The organism is Rhodococcus sp. IEGM 1406, from assembly GCF_030056745.1.
Taxonomy (GTDB): Bacteria; Actinomycetota; Actinomycetes; order Mycobacteriales; family Mycobacteriaceae; genus Rhodococcus_F; species Rhodococcus_F erythropolis.
Genome location: NZ_JASHKO010000004.1, coordinates 338,812 through 363,836, shown reverse-complemented (window position 1 = coordinate 363,836; position 25,025 = coordinate 338,812). Strand labels below are relative to the sequence as shown.

At 56.8% G+C, this 25,025-nt stretch carries 16 protein-coding genes; 6 read left to right on the top strand and 10 right to left on the bottom strand.

The features are described from left to right. Nucleotides 1-329: 329 nt before the first annotated feature. On the bottom strand, nucleotides 330-977 hold the full coding sequence (locus QM596_RS20450) for a hypothetical protein (RefSeq protein WP_283309823.1): 648 nt from the start codon (nucleotides 975-977) through the stop codon (nucleotides 330-332). A gap of 158 nt (nucleotides 978-1,135) precedes the next feature. Between QM596_RS20450 and QM596_RS20445 the strand changes: the two genes are divergently transcribed. Together QM596_RS20445 and QM596_RS20440 are read left to right on the top strand one after the other, a co-directional pair. Next, nucleotides 1,136-1,303 carry a hypothetical protein gene (locus QM596_RS20445; protein WP_283309822.1) on the top strand — a complete coding sequence of 56 codons (168 nt, stop codon included), beginning with the start codon at nucleotides 1,136-1,138 and terminating at the stop codon, nucleotides 1,301-1,303. A 2,337-nt stretch (nucleotides 1,304-3,640) separates the two neighbouring features. Next, nucleotides 3,641-4,291 (top strand): hypothetical protein, encoded by a 651-nt coding sequence (locus QM596_RS20440; protein WP_283309821.1) that lies wholly within the window; start codon nucleotides 3,641-3,643, stop codon nucleotides 4,289-4,291. 40 nt (nucleotides 4,292-4,331) lie between these two features. On the opposite strand, the gene QM596_RS20435 is transcribed toward QM596_RS20440, so the two are convergent. Beyond that, entirely contained in the window at nucleotides 4,332-4,712 is a 381-nt protein-coding gene (locus QM596_RS20435; RefSeq protein ID WP_283309820.1) for a hypothetical protein, read from the bottom strand. Between the two features lie 324 nt (nucleotides 4,713-5,036). Between QM596_RS20435 and QM596_RS20430 the strand changes: the two genes are divergently transcribed. Further along, nucleotides 5,037-8,537 carry a hypothetical protein gene (locus QM596_RS20430; protein WP_283309819.1) on the top strand — a complete coding sequence of 1,167 codons (3,501 nt, stop codon included), beginning with the start codon at nucleotides 5,037-5,039 and terminating at the stop codon, nucleotides 8,535-8,537. Between the two features lie 264 nt (nucleotides 8,538-8,801). Beyond that, the gene (locus QM596_RS20425) at nucleotides 8,802-9,605 is read left to right on the top strand and encodes a hypothetical protein (protein ID WP_283309818.1); all 804 of its coding nucleotides are present in this window, start codon (nucleotides 8,802-8,804) and stop codon (nucleotides 9,603-9,605) included. 10 nt (nucleotides 9,606-9,615) lie between these two features. Here the strand turns inward: QM596_RS20425 and QM596_RS20420 are convergent, their stop codons facing one another. The 6 genes from QM596_RS20420 to QM596_RS20395 all read right to left on the bottom strand — a co-directional run bounded on the left by QM596_RS20420 (nucleotide 9,616) and on the right by QM596_RS20395 (nucleotide 21,912). After that, on the bottom strand, nucleotides 9,616-10,176 hold the full coding sequence (locus QM596_RS20420) for a hypothetical protein (protein ID WP_283309817.1): 561 nt from the start codon (nucleotides 10,174-10,176) through the stop codon (nucleotides 9,616-9,618). Nucleotides 10,177-12,381: 2,205 nt separating this feature from the next. Further along, nucleotides 12,382-13,338 carry a DUF2510 domain-containing protein gene (locus tag QM596_RS20415; RefSeq protein WP_283309816.1) on the bottom strand — a complete coding sequence of 319 codons (957 nt, stop codon included), beginning with the start codon at nucleotides 13,336-13,338 and terminating at the stop codon, nucleotides 12,382-12,384. Between the two features lie 1,242 nt (nucleotides 13,339-14,580). Beyond that, entirely contained in the window at nucleotides 14,581-17,706 is a 3,126-nt protein-coding gene (locus tag QM596_RS20410) for a type I restriction endonuclease subunit R (protein ID WP_283309815.1), read from the bottom strand. After that, the gene (locus QM596_RS20405) at nucleotides 17,706-18,608 is read right to left on the bottom strand and encodes a GIY-YIG nuclease family protein (RefSeq protein WP_283309814.1); all 903 of its coding nucleotides are present in this window, start codon (nucleotides 18,606-18,608) and stop codon (nucleotides 17,706-17,708) included. The genes QM596_RS20410 and QM596_RS20405 overlap by 1 nt, the downstream gene beginning before the upstream one ends. Before the next feature lie 2 nt (nucleotides 18,609-18,610). Further along, nucleotides 18,611-19,936 (bottom strand): restriction endonuclease subunit S, encoded by a 1,326-nt coding sequence (locus tag QM596_RS20400; RefSeq protein WP_283309813.1) that lies wholly within the window; start codon nucleotides 19,934-19,936, stop codon nucleotides 18,611-18,613. Further along, complete coding sequence (locus QM596_RS20395; RefSeq protein WP_283309812.1) at nucleotides 19,933-21,912, bottom strand: type I restriction-modification system subunit M; 1,980 nt, start codon at nucleotides 21,910-21,912, stop codon at nucleotides 19,933-19,935. Before QM596_RS20395 ends, QM596_RS20400 begins: the two co-directional genes overlap by 4 nt. Before the next feature lie 150 nt (nucleotides 21,913-22,062). On the opposite strand from QM596_RS20395, the gene QM596_RS20390 reads away from it, so the two are divergent. Continuing rightward, entirely contained in the window at nucleotides 22,063-22,542 is a 480-nt protein-coding gene (locus QM596_RS20390; protein ID WP_283309811.1) for a hypothetical protein, read from the top strand. Between the two features lie 8 nt (nucleotides 22,543-22,550). Here the strand turns inward: QM596_RS20390 and QM596_RS20385 are convergent, their stop codons facing one another. Next, nucleotides 22,551-22,949: a hypothetical protein gene (locus QM596_RS20385; protein ID WP_283309810.1), complete on the bottom strand. Its 399-nt coding sequence runs from the start codon at nucleotides 22,947-22,949 to the stop codon at nucleotides 22,551-22,553. Nucleotides 22,950-23,325: 376 nt separating this feature from the next. Here QM596_RS20385 and QM596_RS20380 point away from each other — a divergent pair, with 376 nt between their 5' ends. Next, nucleotides 23,326-24,363 carry an LppP/LprE family lipoprotein gene (locus QM596_RS20380; protein WP_283309808.1) on the top strand — a complete coding sequence of 346 codons (1,038 nt, stop codon included), beginning with the start codon at nucleotides 23,326-23,328 and terminating at the stop codon, nucleotides 24,361-24,363. 43 nt (nucleotides 24,364-24,406) lie between these two features. On the opposite strand, the gene QM596_RS20375 is transcribed toward QM596_RS20380, so the two are convergent. Next, nucleotides 24,407-24,592 (bottom strand): hypothetical protein, encoded by a 186-nt coding sequence (locus tag QM596_RS20375; RefSeq protein ID WP_283309807.1) that lies wholly within the window; start codon nucleotides 24,590-24,592, stop codon nucleotides 24,407-24,409. Between the last annotated feature and the right edge of the window lie 433 nt (nucleotides 24,593-25,025).

Below are 25,025 nucleotides of genomic sequence, written 5' to 3'. Positions count from 1 at the left end.
GTATGGGTCAATGTTCAATACGTCCACGTCCTCCGCTTTAGGAGCACCACCGACCTCAGGGGTTCCGCAGAGAGGGGCGATTCATCACGGGCTCTCCCCTAGGAGGGATCTCGGTATGGAAGTCAGTCTCCGCGACGGTGCCATATCAGTCTGCGATCGACGGGAAAGTGATGTGCTGCAAAGAGTTCCGAACAGCTTCCTGGGTGAAGTCTCGACGTACCTGAGGCTTCATGGGGCTATTGCTGAAGCTGAGTGCGACGCTGACGAACTTTCGATACTTCTTACGAACGATCTATCGAGACGACGCTCTGAATCGAACTGAGAGCGAATCAGAGCTCCCGGTATCCGTAGACCTCGCAGAGGATCTTCCGTGAAGACCGATCCTCGTCGAATGGAACCTCCTGCACCGCATAGGACCACGACGATGGTAGCCATTCGATCGACGCCATATGGCCGGCATCAGGAGTCTTATGGCCGCAGGGATAGAGCATCCGATTCTCGGGCCAATGTCCGCGGTCGTAGTAGCCGACTGAAGCGCAGATCGTACATCGGGCAAGCCCGGCGGCATGCGCATCGTGGATCGGATCGAAGACGTGGCCGCGATCAGTCGGATCCTCGATGATGATGCCCGCGATGAACTCCCGAGAATCGGTGAGTCCGTCGATGCGGCAGGGCATCCGATTCAGCAAGGGTGCATCTGTGACCATCACATAGAAATCATCTGGCCGGCGATCGATGACTCGGGGCGGTTCGAACTGTCCGCTCGCGTGGTCCTCGACTACCAGGTGGGCCGATCTGTCGCTGTGTTCGGTCGACAGGGTGAACGTGACACCGGCGAACTGCTGATAGGCCCAGTGGAATCCGAGGTCGGTCAGCAGTGCGGCCCATCGCCGGTGAGTGGGCGACTTCAGTGATGGCTCGTCCTGCGAAGTGCTGCCGCCGAACGGACGGAAGATGGATGAATGATCTGGGCTCATGGGAACTCCGATGACGGAAAGGATATGACGGGCGAAAAGTCGCTATACTGCTATTTTACTAGGCTAGTCGCCGCTTCTACAGCTCAAATAGACTGATATAGAGCATATTTGGGTATCGTGCGCTGTCGATGCCGAGCGTTGAGGAATAGACTGGACAAATGAACGCAGATCCGGCGCAGTCCAAGTGGGAAGCGATGGTGGAGAGCGGTGAGGTCCAGCTGGTCGATCCGAATGCCGCACTCGACCAAATGCCGATTCCCGCGCTCGAACTTCCGGACGGCATGACCTCTGATTCCATCCTCGACGACCTCCGAGGTGATCACTGATGGAGGACAGGCAAGGTCATCAGAGGGTCAGCGTGGAAAAGGAAGTGACGTCTGTCTTCGATGTGCCGGTGGACGATGGTTGCTCGGTCGAACTGGCCCCGCGGCGTGACGCTGAACCCGTGATGGTTCCTTTGGCCCTCCAGCTGACTCAGCCTGACGCCGGAGTTGGAGAGTGAACACATTGCCGCCGGATGGACCCACCGTGCCGATACAACCCGGCCGACTGAAGTCGTCTTCCTGGGCGCCTCCGGAGCTGGCGCCACTTCTCGACGACCCTGACTTGGTGGAGTGGTTCGCAACGAGTGATTTCCGGCCCAGGGACCCGGTCGATCCGATAGGACGAATTCTGTATGTGCACCAGCATGGTTCGATCGTCGTGCCGATCGGATTCCGAACTGATGGGCTGATGGACTGTCTGCTACTCCGTGGCCCCGCGTCGAGTGAAGAGGTATTCCCGCTCGTATTGATCGAGGAGAGTTACATAGGACGGGCAACCGAATTGGGAGTCCGGCTTCCAGACGATCGGATGTTCTCTGACACTGGCAAGGGTGATCGGCCACCCAGCTCGGACGCTGATCTGCCGGACATCGAGCTCGGCGACAGTGCGACGGGGCCAGTCGATCTCCGTACTCGATTCAAACCTCCGCCCTGTGATCGTCTTGACTGGTTGGGATTTGAGGAGACGGTCCCTGTCGAAGAAGAATCGGAGAGTCTGGGCGAACCACCGAGTCTGCGCGAACCGCGCCATAAGGTGCGATTCGACGACGATCTGGACGACCCCGATGCGGTGGAAATGATCGCGGCGAAGCTTCACCAATGGCCACCCAGGGATAGAAGGGAGACCCCCTACGGAAAACTCCTCTATCTACACGCGCACGGCGCGATCGTCATCTGGACGGGAAATGTGATGCAGTTCGGGTCCCTGAATGCGCTTGTGATCAGGGGGAGGGGTAGCGGATCGTCAGCTGGGGTGTCCGAGGCAGAGTGTCGGCTGGCGTTGGAGGTCGGAATCTACCTGCCGGACAGTGCGAAACAATGATGGGCCGAGTTCGTCTGACGAGTATCGACTCGGAGGGCGCGTTGCGGCCCCCTAGCTGCGAAGCTGATCGACATTGAAGCTCGTCGCGTTCGTTCGTCTTCGATAGCGATTTGAATTAGCCCGCTTCGAGCTGAAGCCTCATGGGCCACTCGCGTTAATCGCAGTTCGCCAGATCGAATTGAAACTGTGGCGCCCCGTCGCCCCAAGCTGAATGATTGGTCGCCAGAGCGAGAGTCGCCCGTCCAGGCTAGGGTCTACTGGTCGGACCAACGTCAGTCGTACGATCGCCACATAACGAAGTTGATACGGATCTACAGAGTTGCTGTGCAGCTAGGTCTCAGATCAATGAACCGACATGACGCCTCAAATTGCGTCAGTGCCCGAAGACGCGCACCTCACCTTATCCACCAAAAGTACTAGAAATAAGTGTCACTGGTAACCGTCGATGCCTACGGCAGCTCTATTGTTGAGATCAGTACGGCTATTCCTCTACGGTTAGCCGATGACTTGCCGAGTCCACACAGTGTTCGATGACCCGACCTGCTTTTACTGCAACTCTGTTGCGACCCGTCGTGCAGCGCAGGAGTCCGCCAAGGCGGACAAACAGATGCTGGATATGCATCAACGGGCTGCCCGTGCGCAACGACGGACTACATCCGCTGCGAAATCGGAAGTACGACGACAAGAGAGTATCGAGTGGTCTCAGCAGCAGAAACAGAAGAAGCAGGCCAAGTCCGCTGCCACGAAGGCGGCGAGGCAGGCGCAGGGTGGGGGTCTGCTGCCGAATGAGAAGTTGAAGATCGCCGCCGTCCTGCTGTTGCTTTGGGGCACAGGCATTGTAGTCGGATACCAGGACAGGAATTGGTTCGTGGTGATCGCCTTCCTCGCCGTCGGTGTAGGGGTGGGCTACTTGGCGATTAGGCGCGTCAGCAGACGGAAGGGACAGCAGAATCGAGGGACCTAGCCCTCGATTCTGAGCCATTGGGGTTCGACCGGGTATTCGAGATGATGTTAGAAGGCAGGGGAATAGGTTCTTGAGGTTTTCAGCGCCCAACAATCCGACTCGGTCGGCCCCTCCCGGTGTGGTGAGGGCAAGTGTGGGCGGCGCGCCACCGATCTTGCTGCCGTATATCGACGATCCTGGACTGACCCGGTTGCTCGAGGCTGACGGATTACTTGCGCTGTCCAAACACCGGTCGGACCTTCCTCGCCTTCAACTCCCTTCACTTATGCCGTTTCTGTCGGACCTCTGACTTAGGTTCCACGCAATACTGTTCAGCACCCATCTGGAGGTCCTCGTGACGATCGATCTGTCCGCTCCGGAACTTGTGCTGTTCCCGCTAGCCGCATCGCCGGTAGCCGTGTCAGGCACAAGGACGTCCCGCGATAAGAAGCTCACCAAGTCGGTAGGGGAGCACTGGGCCTGCACCGTCCTGGCTGGGCTCGGCTGGGCAGCTTCGCTGACGAGGGACGGAGTCGCCCGAACAGATGTGCTTGCGGTGCATATGGAATCTGGCGCGATGGTGTCCGCGCAGGTCAAGGCGGCCTCGTACAGTTCGAACCCTTCCTGGTACTTCGGTGAAAAGGGATTGCTGCCGGCGATGTCACCGCAGGAGTGGTACCTGCTGGTTGTCCTGCCGGAAAATCCGTTCGGTACTCCTCGCACCTTTGTCGTGCCGAGAGATCATGCCGCAGCCGGTGCCTGGATCGCGTACCGGGACTGGCTCACCGACCCGACTGCCGAGCTGGGGGCTAGGACGACCAAGCCCAGCGCTGCGCGTACGTATTCGTGGGTGTTTGAAGACTACGAGGATCAGTGGGAACGGATGACGATGCCCGCGGATGAGGCGCCGATCCTGCTGCCGGCCTATATGAGGGATCTCGCTGCGAGTGAGCGGGTCGGGCTTCCTCCGGGTCATCCGTGGCGGCATCATCTGCCGGAGTGGTGATTCGTCGCAGTCGATCGGTCTAGGACGGACGTGAGTCAAACTAGTACAGGCCACAGACTTTCCAGCTACCGTCCGTCTTCACATAGCGAACGATGTTGTCGTAGGTATCGCCAGGCTGATCCAGACGTTCGTACTTCACCTCGGTGAGTACCTCTGAGTCAGAGTTCTTGTCGTCCAGAATGTTCAGTTCAAGGACCCTGTCCGGGGCCCAGTCGATATCGATCGACGAGTACATCTCTGGGCAGACCGAGTTTCGGAAGTTCTCGATATCCTTCTCGACTCGAGCGTCCCGGTACGCGGTTTGAACCGTCATGAGCTGATCGGCTTTGGAAGGTTCAGGCGTCGAGCAAGCTGTCAGGGCTAGTGCCGCGCCGAGAGCAAGCACGAAGTTGCTCTTCAATGTGCGGGTTCTATTCGTCATGGCTGACCATTCCAATCCAGTACATCGTTGCGTAACAATGTTCTTCGACTATCGAATCCACTGGATAGTAGAAGGCTGACGAGCGCATCTTCAATCGCTGATGTTGCGAGGGGCACAGATGGGCAAGGCATTTCGCAGTCCTTCGACTCTGGTGTGTCTTCGATCTTCATCATCGAAGGAGTTCAAGCGGGCTAGTCTCACCCTTTAGACCAATTTCACGAAGGGCTAGTTTCATCTCGAGAAGACGAATTGCACTGTTTAGCAGCAATTTTTGTTCTTCCAATGAAGCCGGAGCGGACAAGCCCATCGACAAAGGTGAACGCCATGAGACGCAGTCTCCACCCTCGAAAGAAAAGTCGCACATCAGAAGCTCAGCCTGAAAACGGTCGCATCCTGAAGCGATCGAGAACAATCAACCTTCTCTCGACCAAATTCTTGTTGATCGTGCTTGCAGCTGTGTGTGTCATGCTGGGCGGTACTCAGGTAGCTCTTGCATCGCAGATGGAAGGGACAGCGATTGCAGCAGTGGATTACTCGCCCGCGCAGTATCGTGATCAAGCGCGCGAAACGCAGACGTTGACAAGTGCCGCTTCGAAGTACTTGACCTTCAGTCGGTGGAATACAGTTTCCGAGATTCCAACCGCAGACATGTCGCTCAGTGACCTCAGTTTCGGATTGGTGGAGTCGAATGCGCGGGGCGGCCTTTCCGAAATGTTGCTCAGCGTCGGGATGTTCCTTGTTGTCGGCCTCGGATTCCTCCTCACGATGGTGACCACGGCGGAGCTGATGGGCCGCCTCGTCTATTGGGCGGAAGAGATTTCGTACACGGTCGGGTTCGACTTCCTAGGCATCACCGGAGAACCTTCCGACTACCTGATCTGGGTGGGTCTCGCAGCGGTCACGGCTGGACTCTGGAGTTTCGGCTCGAAGTGGAGGTATGGGGGCGGAGACTTCTGGGACGTCTTAAAGCCAGTCCTTACCGCTGGAGTTGTGATTGGGGTTATGACCTTGGTCTTCTCCCAGGCGACGAAGAACCACATCGACAACACGAGCACGAGCAAGGCTCCAATTGCCGGCATGGCGAACGACGGAGTTACTGCGAATGGCATAAACGGCACGGGCGCAGGAATTCCCGATGGCGCCTCTTCCGACCCAAGTGCTTGGGCTGTCGCGTCACCGGGCTGGATCATCACCAAGACGGGGTGGATATTCAGCCTCATCGGTGGAGCTGCAAGCTCGGTTCTGCTGATGGGGACCGATTCGATCACGAGCGGCGCCAGCTATGAAAACGATACTTGCCATCGCTATGTGGAGTCTCTTCACGCTATCTACGAAAACAGCGCAGCTAGTAGTGGTGATCTCACGAAAGGGCGGATACTCACATCTTTCGACAACCTGGTGGGATTGCTCCATTTTGACAACTACAAGTTGGCAGCACTCGGGGACAGCTCGAGTGCTGATGCAACATGGTGCCGCTTCGCAGAATCGCAGGCAAAAATAAGTGTCGGAGATCAGATCTTCGTTTCCAGGGTAGCTGGTTTGTATGGCGAGCTCATAGGAACTGGCGGAATGGGCATTTTCGACGGCACGAACGACGTTGTCGACCCGGGAGGTGAGGGATCTCTTGGTGCGGTGAAGCATTCGTCAGCGGGGCAGCGAGATGGGCTCCTCGTGACGGCCGACGGCGAGTGGGTAGGTGACGAGCAGGCGGATCGAGATCGCCGCGAGATGGTCGCTAGGAGTCTGTTCGGGCCAATATTCCAGACGAAGGGGGACAAGAAGACCAAGGTTATTGATACAGCCCAGATGGCGTTGACCTATTTCGCAGTGTGTATCTGGCCTACCCCGGGTGGTAACGCTGAAATCAACCCGGACTGGAGGGACGTCTACATCGGCAGCTACACACAATTTAAGCAGGAGAAGACGTTCGGGACCGACACAGGCAAGTGTGGTTTCGAATCGGTCACGTCGGATGGGGAGGTGACGACACCGTCAGAGCCGATCACCCATGATCCTCTCGGGTCTAACTATCCGACATCGAACAACTTCAACTTCGCTGCATACAAAGGCGTAGCGGTGGGACCTCAGCTCGATCTTTTTGGTGTGGTCGAGTTCGGTGCAAGGTTCGGCGAAGGGAGCGGCGGAGTGCAGTTCAGTAATGCTCCCGCTGCTGGTGCGTTCTACGACAAAGTCTCGGGTGGAGATCCGAATCGATCTGCTCAGTGGTTTGCGGTCATGGGGTTGATCGTCATAATGGTGCTCGCATGGATCCTCCTGCCGATCTTGGTTGGCGCGTTGCTGTCTCAACTAGTCGCTGTCGGAATCGTCCTGCTCGCCCCACTTTATCTCCTATTGTTGCTTGTCCCTACGGATTTTGGCGCACGGGCGACCAAGAACACCGGGATCCTTCTGCTCAAGACGCAGGGGGTACAGGCTGGCATCCAGGTGTTCTTCGCGCTGATGTTCCTTACTGTCAGCGCGACTGTCTCCGGCGCCCGGGCGCTGCAGGTGACAGACACCATCGGTCGTACGATCGTAGATGGGATCGCGGGCCTCCTGGGTATCGTGCTCCTCGGCGTCATCCTCAAAGTGACCATTGGTCTCAACATCTTCAATCCGATGACGAACATGACTGCAGGCGCAACAGCACTCGAAGCGGGACCCAAGATCCGCAAATACCTGCCGAACTACCCCGCGTCACCTCTGGATGATTCCATGAACAGGATGAAGGGGTGGTTCACCAAGGGCAGGAACGGGCCCGACCAGACAGGCATTGCGACGGGCGATGTCAAGGGACAATCGGATGTGGTCACTTCAGACGATGAAAATCTCAATCCTGGCAAGCGATTCGCCGCCGTCGACAAGAGGGCGCCGGCTGGAAAAGAATTCGAGAAAGCAATCGGCGACGGCGCGAAGGCGTCCATCGACCTGGCAAAGGGAAAGCGGAATAAGCTCGAAACTGCCAGGGACAAGGTGAATGCCTCCGAGCAGAGAGGTTCAAATGCTGCTGCAGAGATTCTTCGATACGGTCCAACGGAGGCACTGCTCAGCAAGGCGCAGAGGGAAGAGCAGGAAGCCAAGGACTCCATGCAAGACACTTTGGTTGAAGAATTGGTCGGCAAACCTGACCTGTCTGGGACGGCACGCCGGGAAGCTGGTTTCCCTGAAACCAACTTGAGCGACAATCAAAGTGAGGTCGCCAAGATGGCCGGTGTCAGTGAGGCAGTAGGTGGTTCGCAACTCCGTCCTGATGGTATTGACAGCGCTGTCCAGGAAGTGCAGCGAGGGATCGATGCAGACAGTGTCACACCGATATCTGCGCCGCTCGAGCGTGACGGCGCGATAGTTAACCAACTCAACATCGATCAGATCTCAAGTGCCGTAGCAGAGGCCGGTGAGATCGCCGCACAAGGTATCAGCGACTCGGTAGAGACTGCATTCGACCCCCGAAACCTCAATATCTCGGAGCTGTTCCGCGACATAGATTTCGGTAGTGAAAGCCAGGTGATTTCTTCGGCAGCGAGGGAACTATCCGGAGCAACATCAAGGTTCGGAGATGGTGTGGACAACATGAATGCAGTTGCAGAGAGTCTGGCACAGTCAAGCGACAGTTTCCTGACGGGAGTGGGCGAGTTCGGACGCGCAACATATGACAGCACCTCCGACATGCGAGATTTGAACGCAGAGAGTGCTCGGGTCCTGGAGGCTGGCGCAGAAGGGGTGAGAGACGCGGGCGCACAAGCCTCCAACCTAGTTGCGGCGCAAAGCGAAATCTCGATGGAGGCAGCGCTTCAGATCATCGATCAGAGTCGTGGTCTCAGGTAGCAGCCGTCGCGGATAACAACTCAGGCCCCGGTACTCGTTCGTGCCGGGGTCTTTCCGTGCGGTGATCAGGTGTGCCGGCTTGGCGATGTACCGCCCGTAGACTGCGTTCAGCTCGATTCTGACGACTGAGTCGCGTCCGCGTAGACGCTCGTACTACGGACTCCAAACCGTGCTCATAGACGCACTGGACGCGAGCGGGGATCCATGATGATCTTCCCCCAGCTAAGGCGGGTTAGCGATCTCTGCGACCCCTATGATGTCGACATGAAAAGCGCATATCAGAAGTTGGAACGAGCGAAACAACACCTTGCGCTGCTGGATGCGAGCATCACCGCGTTCCGTGCTCTCGATGCTTACGAGTTTGTCCCGAAAGAAGGTGAACCTCCGCAGGACAAGAGGTTGGCAGTCATCGAATATCACGTCAAGGTCAAATCCGAACTGCCTGATTCCTGGGGTGTGATCGTCGGGGATATCCTGACAAACCTTCGTGCAGCGTTAGATCATTCAGTTTTCGGTCACGCTGCCGACCGTAACGCTCTGTCTCCCAAACATGTGAAGGCGATGTCGTTTCCGATTCTGACCGACCCGGTGAAGGGCTTCGCAGGGCCCACCAAGACCCTTGGCGCCTTGGTCGACCCCACCGTATTGGCTGTTGTCGAAAGTCGGCAGCCGTACAACGTATCCGACCCTGCAACAGCGCGCCTCCAAGTCCTGAACGAACTGGTGAATGTGGACAAACATCGAACGATCAATGTGATCGCCTACTCGGCAATGGAATTGGGGATCAAGCGCAAGGCCGATGACATCATAATCAGGTCTGTTGACCTTCATCCGGTGGAGATGGTTGATGGGGCAGTTATCGGATCGGTCATCTTGGATCGACCAATTGGCCAGAGTACGGACAAGGCACCTACATACCGAACCCTCGACGGAACCCTGGAGGTCGGCTACGTCGAGACGATCGCTATACCGAGCGTCGATGGCAGGCACTCCGTCCTGGATGTCATGGAAGCTTTGGTGTTCGATGTCGAGGACGTTTTACACGAACTCAAGAAGGCAGGCTGCTGACGAGATGTGGTCAGCTTCCCACCAGGCGGCGCGCGAGTTGAGCCGGAGTGTCGTAGTCGTCTTCGAGTCCCATCAGGGCGTCCAGATCATGGACCTCGCCAACAGGCTCGCCGTGAATGACCAAGCTGGCTTCGGGCCCTAGCGTCGGGTCCTGTTCGAGACCGTACAGCTCGATCAGGGCACTCAATTTCCCTCGCCATGGCCATCCTTTTGGGTACGACGGCCTGGACGTGTATCCACCCTGGTCAGTCTCTGCGAGCAACATCTCGAGTGTGTTCAGGTCGTACGTGGATCGGACGTCGACAAGCTGCGTCTTGGCGCCGAGGTTCCGTTTGAGCATATGGTCTTCTGCCCGATCTTGGCTCCAGCTATGCTTTTTCATCAGCAGGTCGCGGATCCAGATCTTCTTCAAATGGTGAAACCCGCGCTCCTGGCTCTTCGCTTTCAGCTGTGCGACCGACGCTTCGCCTTTGAGTAGCGCATCGATGTATCGGGCTCGCATGGACTGAGCAGCTAGTTTTGTCTGCATACTCTTGTCGCTTCGACTGAGATCAACATTGTCGGCCATCATGATTCACCCCATGCGTGTCGGAATCTGTGTCGCTGTAGAGCGACGTTCGTATGGGAAGGTAGAAGAAGCCATCTCCCGAATATTTTGAAGTGTCGTATCAGTTCTACTTGCACTCGACATCGCTGGTAGGAGCCTTGTGAATCGCGAAAAACGTACGTTTTTCGACCATTTTGGCGCTTCGACTCTTCTCTACTTACTTCAATACTCTCTACCCCGCTCCGGGATGCTCCCTCCGCGAGGAGAAACTCCGATCAGAACTTCGCCCTGATTGCCTCCATGAACCACCTTGTCGGGAGCCCGCGACGTTGCTCGTCACGTACTTCGCCACGGTGTTCCCCTCCTGACGAGTATGCGCCGCCGATTCTCGGAGTCTTTGATCAAGATGCCCCGATCCAACCTGCCCGTCCGATCATGTGCGGAAATCATCGCGGGTATATCCTTCTGTCTCCAGCAGTGCCCCTGTTTGGTCCAGACACTATGGCCGACTGCCTTTGTGGCTCAACGATATTGACCGGTACGAGGTCCGGATGAAAGATGTTGTCCAGCTTCAGGGCATGCACCCCCAACAGGCCACCATGAGGGGCAGAAGGATCTTGATCGAGGTGTCGATACAATCCAAGTTGCGTTCCTGCTTCGAACAACCTGACTGCGAGACAGAATCATCGAACGGCCGATCGGGTATCCCCACTACGGAGTGGGACCAGCCTCCCTCATCGTGATCTCGGCAGCAGTTTGGGACATCGCGAGGAGATCCGGTCAGAGTGTTCTTCCGGCTCGGGTTCCGTGGTGACATCCGTGGTGATCAACCCCTGCTGACAGATCTCCGAACACGGATAGAACGGCGCAGCAAGATGATCTCAAAATGAACTCACACTGATCTGTTGACCTCGCGTGGAGATCATCTGGAAGCAGTTGACTCCTTACAGGTTCCACTCAAAGTGATGGCACCGGTTCGTGATCCGCGAGGGCGCAGGATCTGCGCAGACCAGATGACGTCATGATGATCTCCGCACATCAACCGTTCCAGTCTTTGAGATCATCTGGGATAGAAGGATTCCGGGACTGCATCCGTCGCAGAGTGGACTCCGTTTCGGAAGTGTGACCGACGCTGAATTGGCCATCCAAAATGACCTCATCATGATCTCCGCACATCGGCCGATCGAGTAGTTGAGATCATCTGCGACAGAACTGTTTCGGGTCAGATTCAGTCTCCGTCTAGCGCTAGTTCAGGGCGGCGGACCGATCTTGTAGGCGCCCGACAAGATGACACCATCATGATCTCAGCGGGTCATCCGATCTGTGTGTTGACCTCATTAGGACGGACTTCATCCCGGGCGCCGCTCCATGCAGAAGGACCTCACCATGACAGCGCCGATCGGTGTGGAGTCCGATCCGGGATGCGCCGCAATGAGGAACTCCGACGGACGTCGTGGAGATCCAGCAGGTTGGATGACCTCTTCATGAGCACTCAATCGATGTACTGACGAAGAGCTGTTCCGTCGGTCGGACCTCTGCACGAAATCCTGTCCGGATTCCGCGCCGATGTCCGACCGACGGGAAACTGCTCGAGCTTTCAGATGACCTCGTTCAGACGCCCCTCCGGTCCTCCGATCAACTCGTCTACCCCGGACAGAGGCGAACCGATACAACTGGAGTGCCCCTCGTTAATAGAGAGCAAAACGAACGTCATGCCCCCGGAGTTGGTCGAGGGAGAGGGAACCGAAACCGCGGGCTAACGCCCGCACTTGTTGTTGTAGTTGGGGCGGCGATGAGGGAGTTGACAGGACGTCGGATGGAGAGGCCTACGCGTTCCGTTGGAGGTACCGGGGGAGCGAGACGCCAGTTGTGGGACCTTTTGCGCGGCCAGTCAAAAGTGAATCTTGATGCTGTCACATTCCGGCGCAAGTCATTCGTCACTATCGCGAAACCAGGTCTCAGCAGAGACGGCAGCTCTGCATTCGAATCGATCGCGAACGCCCAGTCGAGTCTGCGATCTATACAGTCCAGTTCGATCGATACGGCCTCAGCAATCGGGGCACCGCTGGCATGGAGTGGTGGGCGGGAAAGTCTTGTCAATACGGCTTCAGCTAACCTTTCGGGTCCTGATTCCGACGGCTAACGCGAAGGTGAAGGGACCGCAGGGATCCCTCAGTAAGGACTCTGAAGTGGCGGGATCAGTTCCCTAAGGCTCGGCTTGCCACTGGGTTAGGCGAACTCGTGGTCTATTCCCCAACACACTCCGTACCGGTCGAATGACAGAACATAGTGCGAGCTACCCGACCAAGCACCGATCTTGATCCACTGGAGGATGTAATTGCCGTCGCCGGTTCCATTCCTTGCGTTCGGAGCGCCGACGAATGCGACGATTTCCCGTTCGGTTCGGCCGGCAATTGTGCCTAATGCGCGCATTCGAGATGCCGTGTCACCGAATCTGCCTCCTTTGGGAATTGGTCCCGGGTGGGGTATTTGGGCCCAGACGCAATCTGATGGAACTTGGGTGCCGGGACGTGGGGGCGTCGAGGCGTCGAACGCAATCGGTTGCTGATGCATGGGCGGGGCGGTCGCGTAGGGTACGAAACCTTCCATCGGCTCGGGTTCGGCGTGTTGACTCGGACGAGCACTGGCCGCAGTGGTGGCCGGCTCCGGCTGTTCGGGGTGCGACCATGGTGCGAGTGCCGCAATTGTGTTTGAGATCAGGTTCGACTCGACATCGCCAGGCTCAAGGCGACCGAAACAGAGCGTGGCATTGGCATTGCTGATGATGTAAAGGAAGTGTCCGGACATCTGTTTGCGGACTTCGACCCGCGAAACTCGATTGATTTCAAGCGTGACTTTCGGACCGGACTTAACCACATCATCGGACCAGCCGGACATCACCCTGCGGTCGGTGATCACCATGGAATCGAGGGTCGGTTTCATCCCTGAGGCGCGAGCGATCACTTTGATGGTTTCACCAGAAGGTATCTCGGGTGTCCATTTTTGCAGCCACTTGGAAAACAGTGAGTCTTTGATGTTCGCACCGCGGACAACTAAGTCGGTTGCGCGGGGTTGCGGATAGAGTGGCTGCACCGCGGGAGTCCATTGCGTCCCGTCCCACCATCGCTGGTTTACCGCCGGATTCTCAGGATCGGGATACCAGCCGGGGCCTGGGGGTCGAGTCATAGATGCTATTTAAGCAAACTGGTAAACGGACTCTCTGAATGGTATTCCTATCCAATGAACCGATACATGGTCCTTGTCGTGCTCGCTAGCATGTCTCTTACTGGATGTGCTAGCTCGGGCGGCGAAGCCCCCGCGAGGCCGACGTTAGAAATGTTGGAGGCTACGCCAGGAGCTGTTCCATCACTCGCGTCGGAGGCTTCAACATTCCGATTGCCCGGATCGATCACGCTATCCCCGGTTGTAACAGAGGTGCTCGAAAAGTACAAAGGAGGCCTCGACTGGATCGAGTGCCGGGGCGATGCGCGGGCACCAGACCTGACCTATCGGGCGCTTGTGACTGTTACTGATGACGAAGAAGAAATCGTTGGGCAGCACATACTTGGATCCGGCGTCCTTAATACCGATACTCGTGCCTGTCTGATGCAGTTCGCGGTAGAGGTGAAGGAGGGGAACAGCTCTTGGTATCGAGTGCGAATCGGCGATCAAGAGCCATTCCAGGTGAGCTCACCCACCGCGCGCGGTGTAGGCGCCCATGTTTCTATTGGGTACTGATTAGCTCGATGCTTGAAACGGAAATCTGGGTGCGGCACATCAGCGTTGATCCCATCTTCTACGTCTTGCGTCCCGCGTTTTCTGGTTTGAGCCAGCTATGACTCGTAAAGATGCTGTGCAGCATTCGCTCCACGCTGCGGTGATTGCCAAGCTGAAGGCTGACCCCTCCATCCCCTACGTGGAGATTGCGGAGCGGAACATCGACAGGATGCGCTCGGCTGTGCGTGGGCCTTCGATGGGGCGCTGTCTGGACAGATGGGCTGAGCTGATCAGCGGCCCGTTCGGCCGGGTGGAGTCCGCATCGCTCACAGATAGTGAGTCTGGACGAGAGGGGCGCTCAACCCGTTCACCGGAGTGCTGACACAGGAAGGAGCGGTTGGTGGCACTACAGGGTGTCGATCGCAAACCTGGAGAGTGCGGCTGATGATTTAGCGATGTTTGGCGCTTCGAGATTGTCATCGAAGTCGCAGGAACGGGTCGAGATTGTGCGCGATTCTCAGCTCCGGTGAGAGCTTTTAGTTAGATCGACTCGATTTCGCTTCGTTGGATCGTCAGAATCGACTGTGGGAGACAGCAATCGACCATCAATGAGCTCGTGCTCGTTCGATTCGTCGCCGCCTAAACTCGTCAGGCGGGGTCCCGATCCGACGAACGGAAGGGACCCCGACCCGACAGCACGGCGAGCGGGACCTATTTGTCCTCGCTCGCGGACCCCTTGGTGTGGGTGCGGTAAATCCCAGGCAGAAGTTCGCCCAACAACTTCTGGGCGAGATCCGCGTTGTTGAGGATCTGCTTGGAGAGGTCCGCGGACGATTCCATCGCGCCGAGTACAGCTGTGACGAACTCATTTTGGAGCTGGGCGGAAGCGGAGAACTGGGCCAGCGAGTTCGCCTGCGCCTGCTGTTTGAGAGGTTCACTCTCGATCAGCTTGTCGCGTACATGGGTGATCACGTTCTTGATGCTGGCAGCGGAATGCTCACCGGAGAAGAGGTCGTTGAGCTTCTCGATGATCTCTGACATCGCGACCATCTCGGGGTCCCGTGCAACACCGGTTCCGGCAGCGTTGGAGGGTTGCAACTCCGTCCCACCGCTCAACTTTCCGTCCGTCTTCTCCTGCCCCAATTGATCGATGTAGTCGATCTGCACTGTGGAGAGATCGATCGGGTCGGTTTGGACTCGTTCAGTCAGTTGTGGAGCCAGATGCTTCAGATAGATGGACAGCTTTTCCAGCCAAGGGTCTTCGTAATCGAATAACTGGGAAAGGAAGTCGTACTGCTTGATGTACGTGCTGATGTCCTTGCGGAACATGATCAACTCTTCGAGAGCGACTGTATCGCCCGCTTCGAATGCTTCGCGCTGGCGGACGTCGTGCCGATCTACCGCGGGCTTGATCCAGTGGGCGAGAGCGTTGTTGCCCTTCTTGGCAAGGTAATCGTTCACCAGACCGTTGACTTCGGATTTCTCGTAGATGCCGACGACGGAGATCTTCCGTTCCGTGTTGTGCACGATGTTCGGATCAGTCACGTCAGCCAGGGTGGTGACTTCGTAGTACGGCGAGAACGCATCGACGATGTCTGCGACCGCGTTGGTGAAGTCGAGGACGAACGTCTGATCCTTCTTGGGAGGGTAGATGCGGTTGAGCCGTGACAGGGTCTGCACGGCGGCGACGCCGGACAGTTTCTTGTCCACGTACATCGCCACCAGCTTGGGCTGATCGAAACCGGTTTGGAACTTGTTCGCCACCAACATGACCTGGTAATCGTCGGTGTCGAATGCATCCCGCAAATCGCGGCCCTTCAGCCCGGGATTGGAGTTGGTCTCGGTGAACGGGTCCGCCCCGGATTCGGTGTCAATAACCTCGCCGGAGAAGGCAACCAGAGCAGCCACATCGGTGTAACCCTTTTCGGCTACGTAGGCGTCGAAAGCCTTCTTGTACCGCACCGCAGCCTTTCGGGAGCTGGTCACCACCATCGCTTTTGCCTGACCGTCGAGACGCCATGCCACGTTGGCACGGAAATGCTCCACGATGATCTGAACCTTCTGGGCAATGTTGGTCGGGTGAAGCTTGACCCAGTTCATCACCGACTTGATCGCCGCAGACTTGTCCACCAGATTCTTGGTGTCCTCGGAGCCTGTAATTGCTACCGTTCCGCCGTTGACACTCTCGTCCGTCGAATAGGTACTTCCGTTGTGCGACAGGCGGAACGCCGTCTTGTACGGCGTGTAGTTTCGCAACACATCGAGGATGAAACCTTCGTCGATCGCCTGCTGCATCGAGTACAGGTGGAAGGGCTCCGGCTTGCCATCCGAACCCTGACGTCCGAACAGTTGCAGGGTCTTTTCCTTCGGAGTGGCAGTGAAGGCGAAGAAAGAGATGTTCTTCGCTGCTGCCCGAGCCGCCGTCTCCGCTGCGAGCACGTCCTCCGCGTCGAAGGCGCCGCCGTCGACGATTTCGGCGAGTTCAGCGGCGGAGAGGACCGACTTGAGTTTCTTCGATGCCTCGCCAGCCTGGGACGAATGAGCCTCGTCCGCAATGATGGCGAAGCTCTTGCCCTTCAACGAACTCCGGTCATTGATCGCATCCAGCGCGTATGGGAACGTCTGGATGGTGACGATAATGATGTTGGTGCCGGACTCGAGTGCCTGCGCCAATAGCTGTGATTTCGAGCCACCGAGACCGTCGATATGCGCGACGACGCCGGAGCGTGTCTCCATCTGGTTGATCGACTCCTGCAACTGAGAGTCCAGCACCGTTCTGTCCGTCACGACGATGACCGAGTCGAACACCTTCTTGTCAACGTCGTTGTGCAGGTTTGCCAGTCGCTGCGCCAACCAGGAAATGGAGTTGGTCTTGCCCGAGCCGGCGGAGTGTTGGACCAGGTACTTCTGACCCGGACCCTCTGTACGGGCGGACTGGATCAGCTTGGTGACGGCTTCCCACTGGTGATACCGGGGAAACAGCATCGTTTGCTTGCGGGACTTCTTCGACGTGACGGGGTCGAACGTGTCAGTCACCTGGAGGTGCATGAATCGGCCGAGGATATCGAGCCAGGTGTCCTTCTGCAGGACGGTTTCCCACAGGTAGGCCGTCGGGGAGGACCCATTCTCGTTCGGTGGATTACCGGCATGGTGGTTGTTGCCACGGTTGAAGGGCAGGAAGTAGGTCGCATCGCCGGCCAACTTGGTGGTCATTTCGATGGCATTGTTGGAAACCGCAAAGTGAACCAGGGCACTGCTTCCGAACTGAAGCAGCGGCTCACCCTTGGGCAGACGTGCAGTCTTGTACTGCGTGACTGCATCTTTGACCGACTGGGTGAAGTCAGTCTTCAGTTCCGCCGTCGCGACGGGAATGCCGTTGACGAAGAACACTAGATCGATGGACTTCTTCGGCGCGGTGGTCGAGTAGTGGACCTGCCTCATCACCCGAAGCCGTACGGCGCCGTACATCGCGGACGTGGACGAGTTCAGTCCGGTGTTGGGCTTGAACTGACACATCTGGAATGAGGCGGCGACATCCTTGAATCCGTGCCGCAGCACTGCCAACGTGCCGCCGCCTGCTTTGAGGTCTGCAGTCAAAGACTGAGAGAGGCGCTTCAGCAGAACCTTTGCAGCCGGATTGTTGGCGGAAGCCGATTCGGGGGCAACACGTTTGGCCAGCTGGACTGGTTGAGTGTCGGCAAGCCAACCGAGCACGTCCTCGGGGAACAGTGCGAGTTCGCGGTCATAGCCATCGTCCGTCGGCGAGTACAACCAACCGTGATCAGCGAGGTGGCTGCAGATCTCGTTCTCGAACTCAATTTCGTTGTGCTGAGCCACTAAATCTCCGATGTCTGGGGAACCGAGTCGAGTGCTACTTGTTCAAGGTCATTGATCGAATTGCCGAGAGAGTTTTTCCAGCTGTTTCGCCCGTTGATATTGCCACCGATGAGGACAGTTCCCGCCATGGAAGGACTGTTGAACAGGTAGTCCTTGACGAAGACCAATCCTTCGCTGCCGATGGTGACTACGCCCTCCGCTTGGAGCGCATCACGGCGGCGGCTAATCGACGGGTACGCAGAATCACGCACCTCTGGCCGGCCTCTTGATCCTGCCACCACGAGCAGGCCTTCTGGGGTCTGATACCCCGTGGCGCTGCAACCGCCCTCCTTGAAATACAGCAGTTCGGATGCAGGCTCGCCGATAGTGTTTCCGCCGTCGCCTGCATTCGATGTCTTGAGGACTGGTTCCAGGATCGGAGCGCCGAGGGTCGCCAAGAGGACCGCGATGGTGTCGAGGAATTCACGACAATCGGCTTCGAGCGGGGCCGGTGTGAACGGGTTTGAAGCGGCGTTGCCGTTTTGGAGCTCGAAGCGTCCATACTGTTTCGCACGGTTGATCGACAACCACTCCAGATACGCCACATGGGTCGAAGTCCACTCGTTCGTCAGAGAGACCGCGACCAGGGCTTTGGTCCAGAATTCTTTCTGGCCAGTGTGTTGCTTCAGTCTGTCGCCGACGCTGCCCGATTGGCCGATATAGCACTGGGGGAAGTCCACCGATTCAGAACCGAACAGATAGTAGACACCTACTTGATTGGACTCGGCCATGTCCAGGAAGTCCCTCAGCAGAGAGCGTGGAACCTCGAATACGCGCACCGTTCGCGTTGTCAGGCTCGCGACCCGTATCCCCGAAGGGTCGCCTTTAGGTAGATAGATCTGAATCGTTTGGGCGTTGGCCATTGTCAGGCAACTCCTCGAACATCAATCTTGCCGGTCACCGCGGCGGTGATGAGAGCGGATCGGTATTCATTCAGCGTCTCAATCATCTCCTCGGCCTTGGCAATCAGCGAATCGATCTTCACGCTTATTTGATCCAGGTATAAGGTGATTTGAATTTGCTCATCGATGGATGGAATTCCAAAAACAAACCCACCCAGATCTTCAACTGACATGTTCGGTTGCGCCGAACCTGAACTGAGTATTGACCTTTGGCTTTCTTCGGCGCCGGAGTTAAGGAGCCAAAAGACAAATCGACTGTGAATTGCGGATGGATTTCGATTGCGGAGTGCGACGAGGGAGGACGCGAGAGAGCCTTTCGACAATGAGTCGACCATGGCGTTCTTGCCTAGGGAACCGCGCAGGCAGTATAGAATGTCACCGGTCTTGAGTTTTGCTCCGCCCATCGTCGCATACTTCTCGTCGCTGACATAATTCATGGAGGAGAAATTCACTTTTCCGTCCTGTAGATGTCCAGCATTTATGAAAGGGACGCCTTCATCTAATATTTCGCTTGGCGATGGATAATTCGAACCTCGATCGCCGTTCAGAAAATGGAAATTCCAAGCGAGTTTTTGACGTTTCCAAGAAGGCGGTATGTAACTAAGAGTATTTTCCTCAGGATTCTTCGTCGCAATATGGGGGTTCAAACCCCTAGTCACTGCATTTGTAACCGTTGAAGTTCGGTCCTCGCGCAACATTTCAATGAGTTGCAACTGTTTACGTATCAGGCCATCAATTTTGGAGATCTCGCACTTGAGGAAATCGACAATCGCTCTTTGTTCTGAGTGGCCGGGTATTGGAATACGAATTGATCCGATAGTATCTGTGTTCAAGTTGAGCTGTGTGCCAAATTTTCCGAGTCCTTGATAGCATTGTCCTGCTTCAAAAACGTGAAATAGGAATTCTGCATCAATGTCTAGATTTGGAAAATAAACAAATCCATCGTGGATGCAAGCAGGAATTTCGGTTATGCACGGCTTGCCGACAGTTCCGGCAATGCTGATAAACAAGCTTCCGGGGCTCAATTTTACGCTTAGTGAACTGCCGACTTCTGATAATTTCTGTTGAGTCTCTCGAAGGCGCCCGGAAGATGCAGAAACATCTGCAATACGCACCCAGGACCACTCACCATCGTCATCGAAGTACTTGGGATCGTCGATTGGTCGTGGCGATGCTCCTCGCTTCACCGGGTTTCCCCACTTCAGTTGGCGGATCTTCCAATGGCTCGGTGCATCCCCGATCCACTCGACGCCGGACTTGAAATATTTCGGATAAGAGGGCCAGTTCATGCGCCAACCTCCGCCAGCATTGATTGAATTTCGGTAACGAGGACTCGCAGATCTTTCTGGATTTCGTCCAAAGCGCGAGGTGGCTTGTACTGGTGAAAGTGTCGAGTGATCGGAATTTCATAACCTATCTTTGACTTCGTGGGATCTATCCACGCATTGGGGACATGGGGGAGAACTTCCCTCTCGAAGTATTCTTGAATATCGGCCGTCAATGGCACGTTCTCGCTGTCCCGCAAAGCGGGGTCTGGTTCCGGTTCACCCTTTGCGTTGGTGCAAATTTTGGCTTCGGGATCATGCTCACCTATTGTCGACCAAATTGTTTTAACCAAAGAGGCCCCGGGCTTACCGAGTCCGCTAGACTTCAGTGACTTTTGTAATTCTGGCAGGAACTCTGCGCGGTCATCCCAAACCTGCCCGACTAGCTTTTTGAGCGCACTGCAAATAGCGATCTGTTCGCTTTCCTTCAATTTGCTCACTGATTTCGCGGTGAGAATCTGTTCGATCTTTTGATCTGTGACTTCGAATCGAAGTTGCAGGGGGCGCTCGACGGTGATGGTTGTGTATCCGAATTCGCTGTTCCTGAGGATCTTCGATACAGATGGGGCTCCACCCGTGCCGGGATCGTTGACAAAATCGACGTACATTTGCGCGATCGTCTTATTGTCTTTCTCGCGGAGCTCTTTGCGTTTGGAACCCAACGACTTTCGCATCTTGCCAAACATGTCCGCGCCGTTGATCAGTTGAACCTTGCCTTCTCGTTCAGCAGGCTTGGCGTTGTCCAAGATCCAAATGTAGGTCGAGATTCCGGTGTTGTAAAACATGTCAGTGGGTAGGGCGATGATCGCATCGAGATAGTCCTTCTCAATGACCCACTTCCGAATGTTGGATTCGCCTGAACCTGCGCCGCCGCTGAACAGGGGCGAACCGTTGAGAACGATCGCGAGGCGACTTCCGCGGTCGTTTGGCCCATGTACGGGTCGCATCTTCGAGATCAAGTGCATCAAGAAGAGCAGCGAGCCGTCCGAAACTCGGGGCAATCCGGGACCGAATCGCCCGGCGTGACCGCGCTCCTCGTGTTCGGCGGTGACGGGAGCTTGCTGAGTGTTCCAGGAAACGCCGAAGGGCGGGTTAGAGAGCAAGAAGTCGAAGTGTTTGCCTGAGAAGCCGTCGTCGGTGAGTGTGTCGCCGAGATAGATGTTGTCGACGCCCTGGCCTTTGACGATCATGTCCGACTTGCACATCGCGTAGGAACGCGCGTTGACCTCTTGCCCATATAGCACAGGGTTTGCGTTCGGATTCATCTTGGTGAGATGGTCGTAGGCGACGGACAGCATGCCGCCTGTACCTGCTGCGGGGTCATAGATCTCGCGGATGATGCCCGGCTTGGTGAGCTCGTCGTCCTTGTCCGCAAATAGGATGTCGACCATCAGAGCGATGACTTCGCGTGGAGTGAAGTGGTCACCGGCCTGTGCGTTGTTCGATTCGGCGAACTTCCGGATGAGCTCTTCGAAGATGTAACCCATATCGTGGCCGGACACGACATCAGGATGAAGGTCGACGTTGGCGAATTCCTTCACGATGTCGTAAAGGCGATTCTTCTTTTCCAATTCCAAGATAAGCGTCGGCAAGGCAAAACCTTCGAACACGTCGCGAATGTTAGGGGAGAAGTGCTCGATGTAGTCGATCAGGTTGGCTGCGACTTCCTCGGCGTTACCTGCGAGGCTGGCAAAGGTGTACTTCGACGTGTTGAAGAAGGGCAGGTTGAACTTGTTCTTCAACACGATTCCTGGATCGACGCCAAGTCCTTGGATCTTCTCGTACTCGGCGAGGACCTGGTCCTTGGTAGGAGCGAGGATGGCATCGAGGCGCCGCAAGATTGTGAATGGCAGGATCACGTCGCCGTACTGATTCGGCTGGTAGGGGCCGCGCAGTAGGTTCGCGATGTTCCAGATCAGTGTTGCATTGGTCTTAGCCATGTGCGGTGGGACTCCTCGGTTCGGTGTTCGGGATTAAGTTACCGCAGGTAGCTGACTCAGTTGTGGCGCCACAGTGCTATCGCGAGCCAGTATCCGATCGTCGCTTGTTCACCCAGTCAGGATGACGGGCGAGAGCGGTAGCTTTGCCCCATGGAGAACTGCAACGATGCTCTCGACGCACTGGCCTGGTGGACTGCATGGCTTCCCTTGGACGTCGTACGTGCCGAGGTCAGCCCACGCCGGCCAGGGGTATATGTCGCCCGGTACGCCGATACAGGCCACATCTTCTATGTTGGCGAGGCCCACCAACGAGGCGTGAGGGAGCGGTTGGATGAATACAGACTGGGCAACGATCTGAACGGACTCGGTGCCGTTCTCGCGGATTTGGCTCTTGCGGACGCGGAGTTCGTGCGGGAACGCCTGGCTGACATCGAATCTGGAAACCCTCGAACAGCGGTCCAGTGGATGAAGCTCGCGATGGAACGGCGGAACATCCAGTTTTCGGTTTCCGAGACTGAGGATGGCCCATCGGCGCAATTGCTGGAGAGCCGAGTCCTCGATGCAATACCGAATGAGCATCTTCTGAATAAAGCCGCTGTACGTGCGCGGCGGACCCCAGCCGTGACCTAGGCGCTGGTTCAATTCAGTTTGTTTGGATCAACATTGGGGCAGATCTCGTCTCGGACGAAGTTATAGAACGTGACCACGGCTTCGTCATTTAAGCTGGTGCGTTCCTGAGCATCTGAGATCAATCCGTCCCAACTCTCGATCCGGCGAGTGACATCGCCGCAGTTGGAGGTCACCTGGTAGGTGACGGTGTCGAGAAGAACAGGTTTAGCTCCAACCACACCCATCCGCCCGAAATTGATCTTCACGGAGATCTCGCCGGGCCGTGTGTAGAGCTCATCCGTCGATCCGGTGGCCCAGATTCCAGGCTCCGGGGGATTCGTAGTCGAGGGATAGACGCACTGAACTTCTTCTTCCCCGGTACAACCGATAAGGCCACCCGCCAGGACCAATGCTCCGATTCCGATCACAGACCTCCTGGTGTAGTGCCGAAATCTTGACCTGCCAGCGTCCGACATAATTCCTCCGGCGAGTCAGCGAAACTGGATCCGATCAGGAGGGTGAATTCGAACGCGAAATATCCATGCGATCTGTGGCATATCGAAGTACAACTGCCATACTTCTCGATAGTTGCATTAATCCGATCGTGGATTGTGTACCGAATCAGGGGGCGTAGTGAGAACAAAACTGGCGATTTCTGTTTGCGTGTCAATCACATTGTTGGTGGCTGGGTGTGGGGCCGATTCAGTCGAAGGCGCTGCACAAGCGGGGGACAGTGCAGAGGCTTCGTCACCGACCACGACGACTTCGTCTGCGCCTGATGTCTGTTCAGGGAAACAGGACTGTGTGTCCTTGGCTGTCGTGGGTGTCGACGGCGACGGCAAAGATGATTCGATCGGCCGTGCAGGTGGTCAGATTGTGGTGCTGACAGCATCCGGCATCGAAGCTGCGGTAGCCGGCACGGACTCCCAGCTACTGACCGATCCGAAGGCGCAGGATGCGGCAGGGTTTGTCGGAGCGTGGGACGTTGACGGTGTGCCCGGTGCGGAGGTTGTCGTCGCCACGAAGGAGGTCGGCGGCTCTGCTTCATACAAGGTCTGGTCGTGGGAGGACGCGAAATTGGCCGTCATGTCACCGCCCGTCTCGTTGTACGAAGGCAATCCCATCGAGTGGAAACTGCATCGAGGTGAAGGGGCCGAGACCGCGGTTCGTTGTACAGGCGACCCGTCCAGGCCGATCGAGGTCTGGAATTTCACTGCGCCGTACGGCGGAAGTTCCTCGCAACCGGCGATGAAGGTGACTTCGTACAGCTACGACGCTGCGAACGGTGGTCAGTTCGGTGACGGTTCCATGTTCGGTGACGAGCAGAGTTTCTCCGCGGAACCGCAAAGTCTCGGACAGATGACCGGATGGCCGTGGCTGTGTGGGGCAAACGCTGTCGATCCCGCAACGGTTGCGACAGTCAAGTGCGGAACGACCCCGAAGGTTGCTGCGATATCGGCCGGCCTCGACCAGGTGCCAGCCGCAACGCAGATTCCTGGCATTGAGTGGACTTTCCTGGGGGAGACGAACTTCGATCCGTGTGCCGAGCTGAGCTATGCGATCGCCGAAACCAATGGCGGGACCGGTAGTTCGCCGCAGCATGTGATGTTCTTCCACCGCGGGGAGTATCAAGGGACAGCTACGGCGTGTTCATTCGGCTTCACCTCGGTGATTGATTCCACCAGCGACAGCGTGACGGTTCAGTACAAGTGGCCGCGAGGGATGGACTCGAATGCGAATCCGTCAGGTCTGGCCACCGCGACTTTCGTATGGGACGGCGACGGGGTCGTGATGCAGAATGACCTTCCCGCAGAGTTGCTCAAGGTCAGTGGCTGCAAGTAGCGGTTTGACGAGGATGTCACATCCTGGTGTGAGCCGCGGCCGGCTAACCACGCAGCTGAGCTCGGAAGGCTGAAAGCTCTTGCTCGACTTCGCTCTCGCCGTTGAGAACGCGACGGCAGGCGGTTTCGGTATCTGCGTCGAAACTGCCACCGGAGAGAAGTGCGGCCGCCTTGGCGGTACTGACGGCTTCGTCGTCACTGCGGGTATGCGCGCTATCGGGGTTATCCATCTTCCTCCGACTTCCTGCAAAGTGTCTGTTACTCAGTGCGATTCAGAACGTCTCGGAGAGAATCGAGATACGTCGAGTCGATTAAACCCGGAACGGGCGTCAGAATCGCTTGTGGGGATCAGTGCGAGCCGTTCTGACGTCATCTCGATCTTCCGTGGCGACGTTTTAGGGCTGGAAACAGGCTGTGCCAGGCCTCGGTTACTCGCCGATCCGTCCGCATCGTTCTCGGCCGTCCTCGATCAACTCGAGCTGGGCGTCGGTGACACTGCTAGGGCGGTCGCGTCGATAGAGAATTGAAGTGCGCGCGTGCTCAACCGAGACCCCTTTAGGGTGTGAGACTTCGTGGCCTCTCTCCATGGAAATATTCTACGTGGAATCGATCGGACCCCGCGGCGTTGCGCGCTTCTTTGGCGACAGAGGCAGTCGTGCCGTC

Bases quoted from the DNA above. Each gene is read 5' to 3' on its own strand.
- QM596_RS20450 (WP_283309823.1), bottom strand. From the start codon at position 977: ATGAGCCCAGATCATTCATCCATCTTCCGTCCGTTCGGCGGCAGCACT.
- QM596_RS20445 (WP_283309822.1), top strand. From the start codon at position 1,136: ATGAACGCAGATCCGGCGCAGTCCAAGTGGGAAGCGATGGTGGAGAGC.
- QM596_RS20435 (WP_283309820.1), bottom strand. From the start codon at position 4,712: ATGACGAATAGAACCCGCACATTGAAGAGCAACTTCGTGCTTGCTCTC.
- QM596_RS20430 (WP_283309819.1), top strand. From the start codon at position 5,037: ATGAGACGCAGTCTCCACCCTCGAAAGAAAAGTCGCACATCAGAAGCT.
- QM596_RS20425 (WP_283309818.1), top strand. From the start codon at position 8,802: ATGAAAAGCGCATATCAGAAGTTGGAACGAGCGAAACAACACCTTGCG.
- QM596_RS20420 (WP_283309817.1), bottom strand. From the start codon at position 10,176: ATGATGGCCGACAATGTTGATCTCAGTCGAAGCGACAAGAGTATGCAG.
- QM596_RS20415 (WP_283309816.1), bottom strand. From the start codon at position 13,338: ATGACTCGACCCCCAGGCCCCGGCTGGTATCCCGATCCTGAGAATCCG.
- QM596_RS20405 (WP_283309814.1), bottom strand. From the start codon at position 18,608: ATGGCCAACGCCCAAACGATTCAGATCTATCTACCTAAAGGCGACCCT.
- QM596_RS20400 (WP_283309813.1), bottom strand. From the start codon at position 19,936: ATGAACTGGCCCTCTTATCCGAAATATTTCAAGTCCGGCGTCGAGTGG.
- QM596_RS20395 (WP_283309812.1), bottom strand. From the start codon at position 21,912: ATGGCTAAGACCAATGCAACACTGATCTGGAACATCGCGAACCTACTG.
- QM596_RS20390 (WP_283309811.1), top strand. From the start codon at position 22,063: ATGGAGAACTGCAACGATGCTCTCGACGCACTGGCCTGGTGGACTGCA.
- QM596_RS20375 (WP_283309807.1), bottom strand. From the start codon at position 24,592: ATGGATAACCCCGATAGCGCGCATACCCGCAGTGACGACGAAGCCGTC.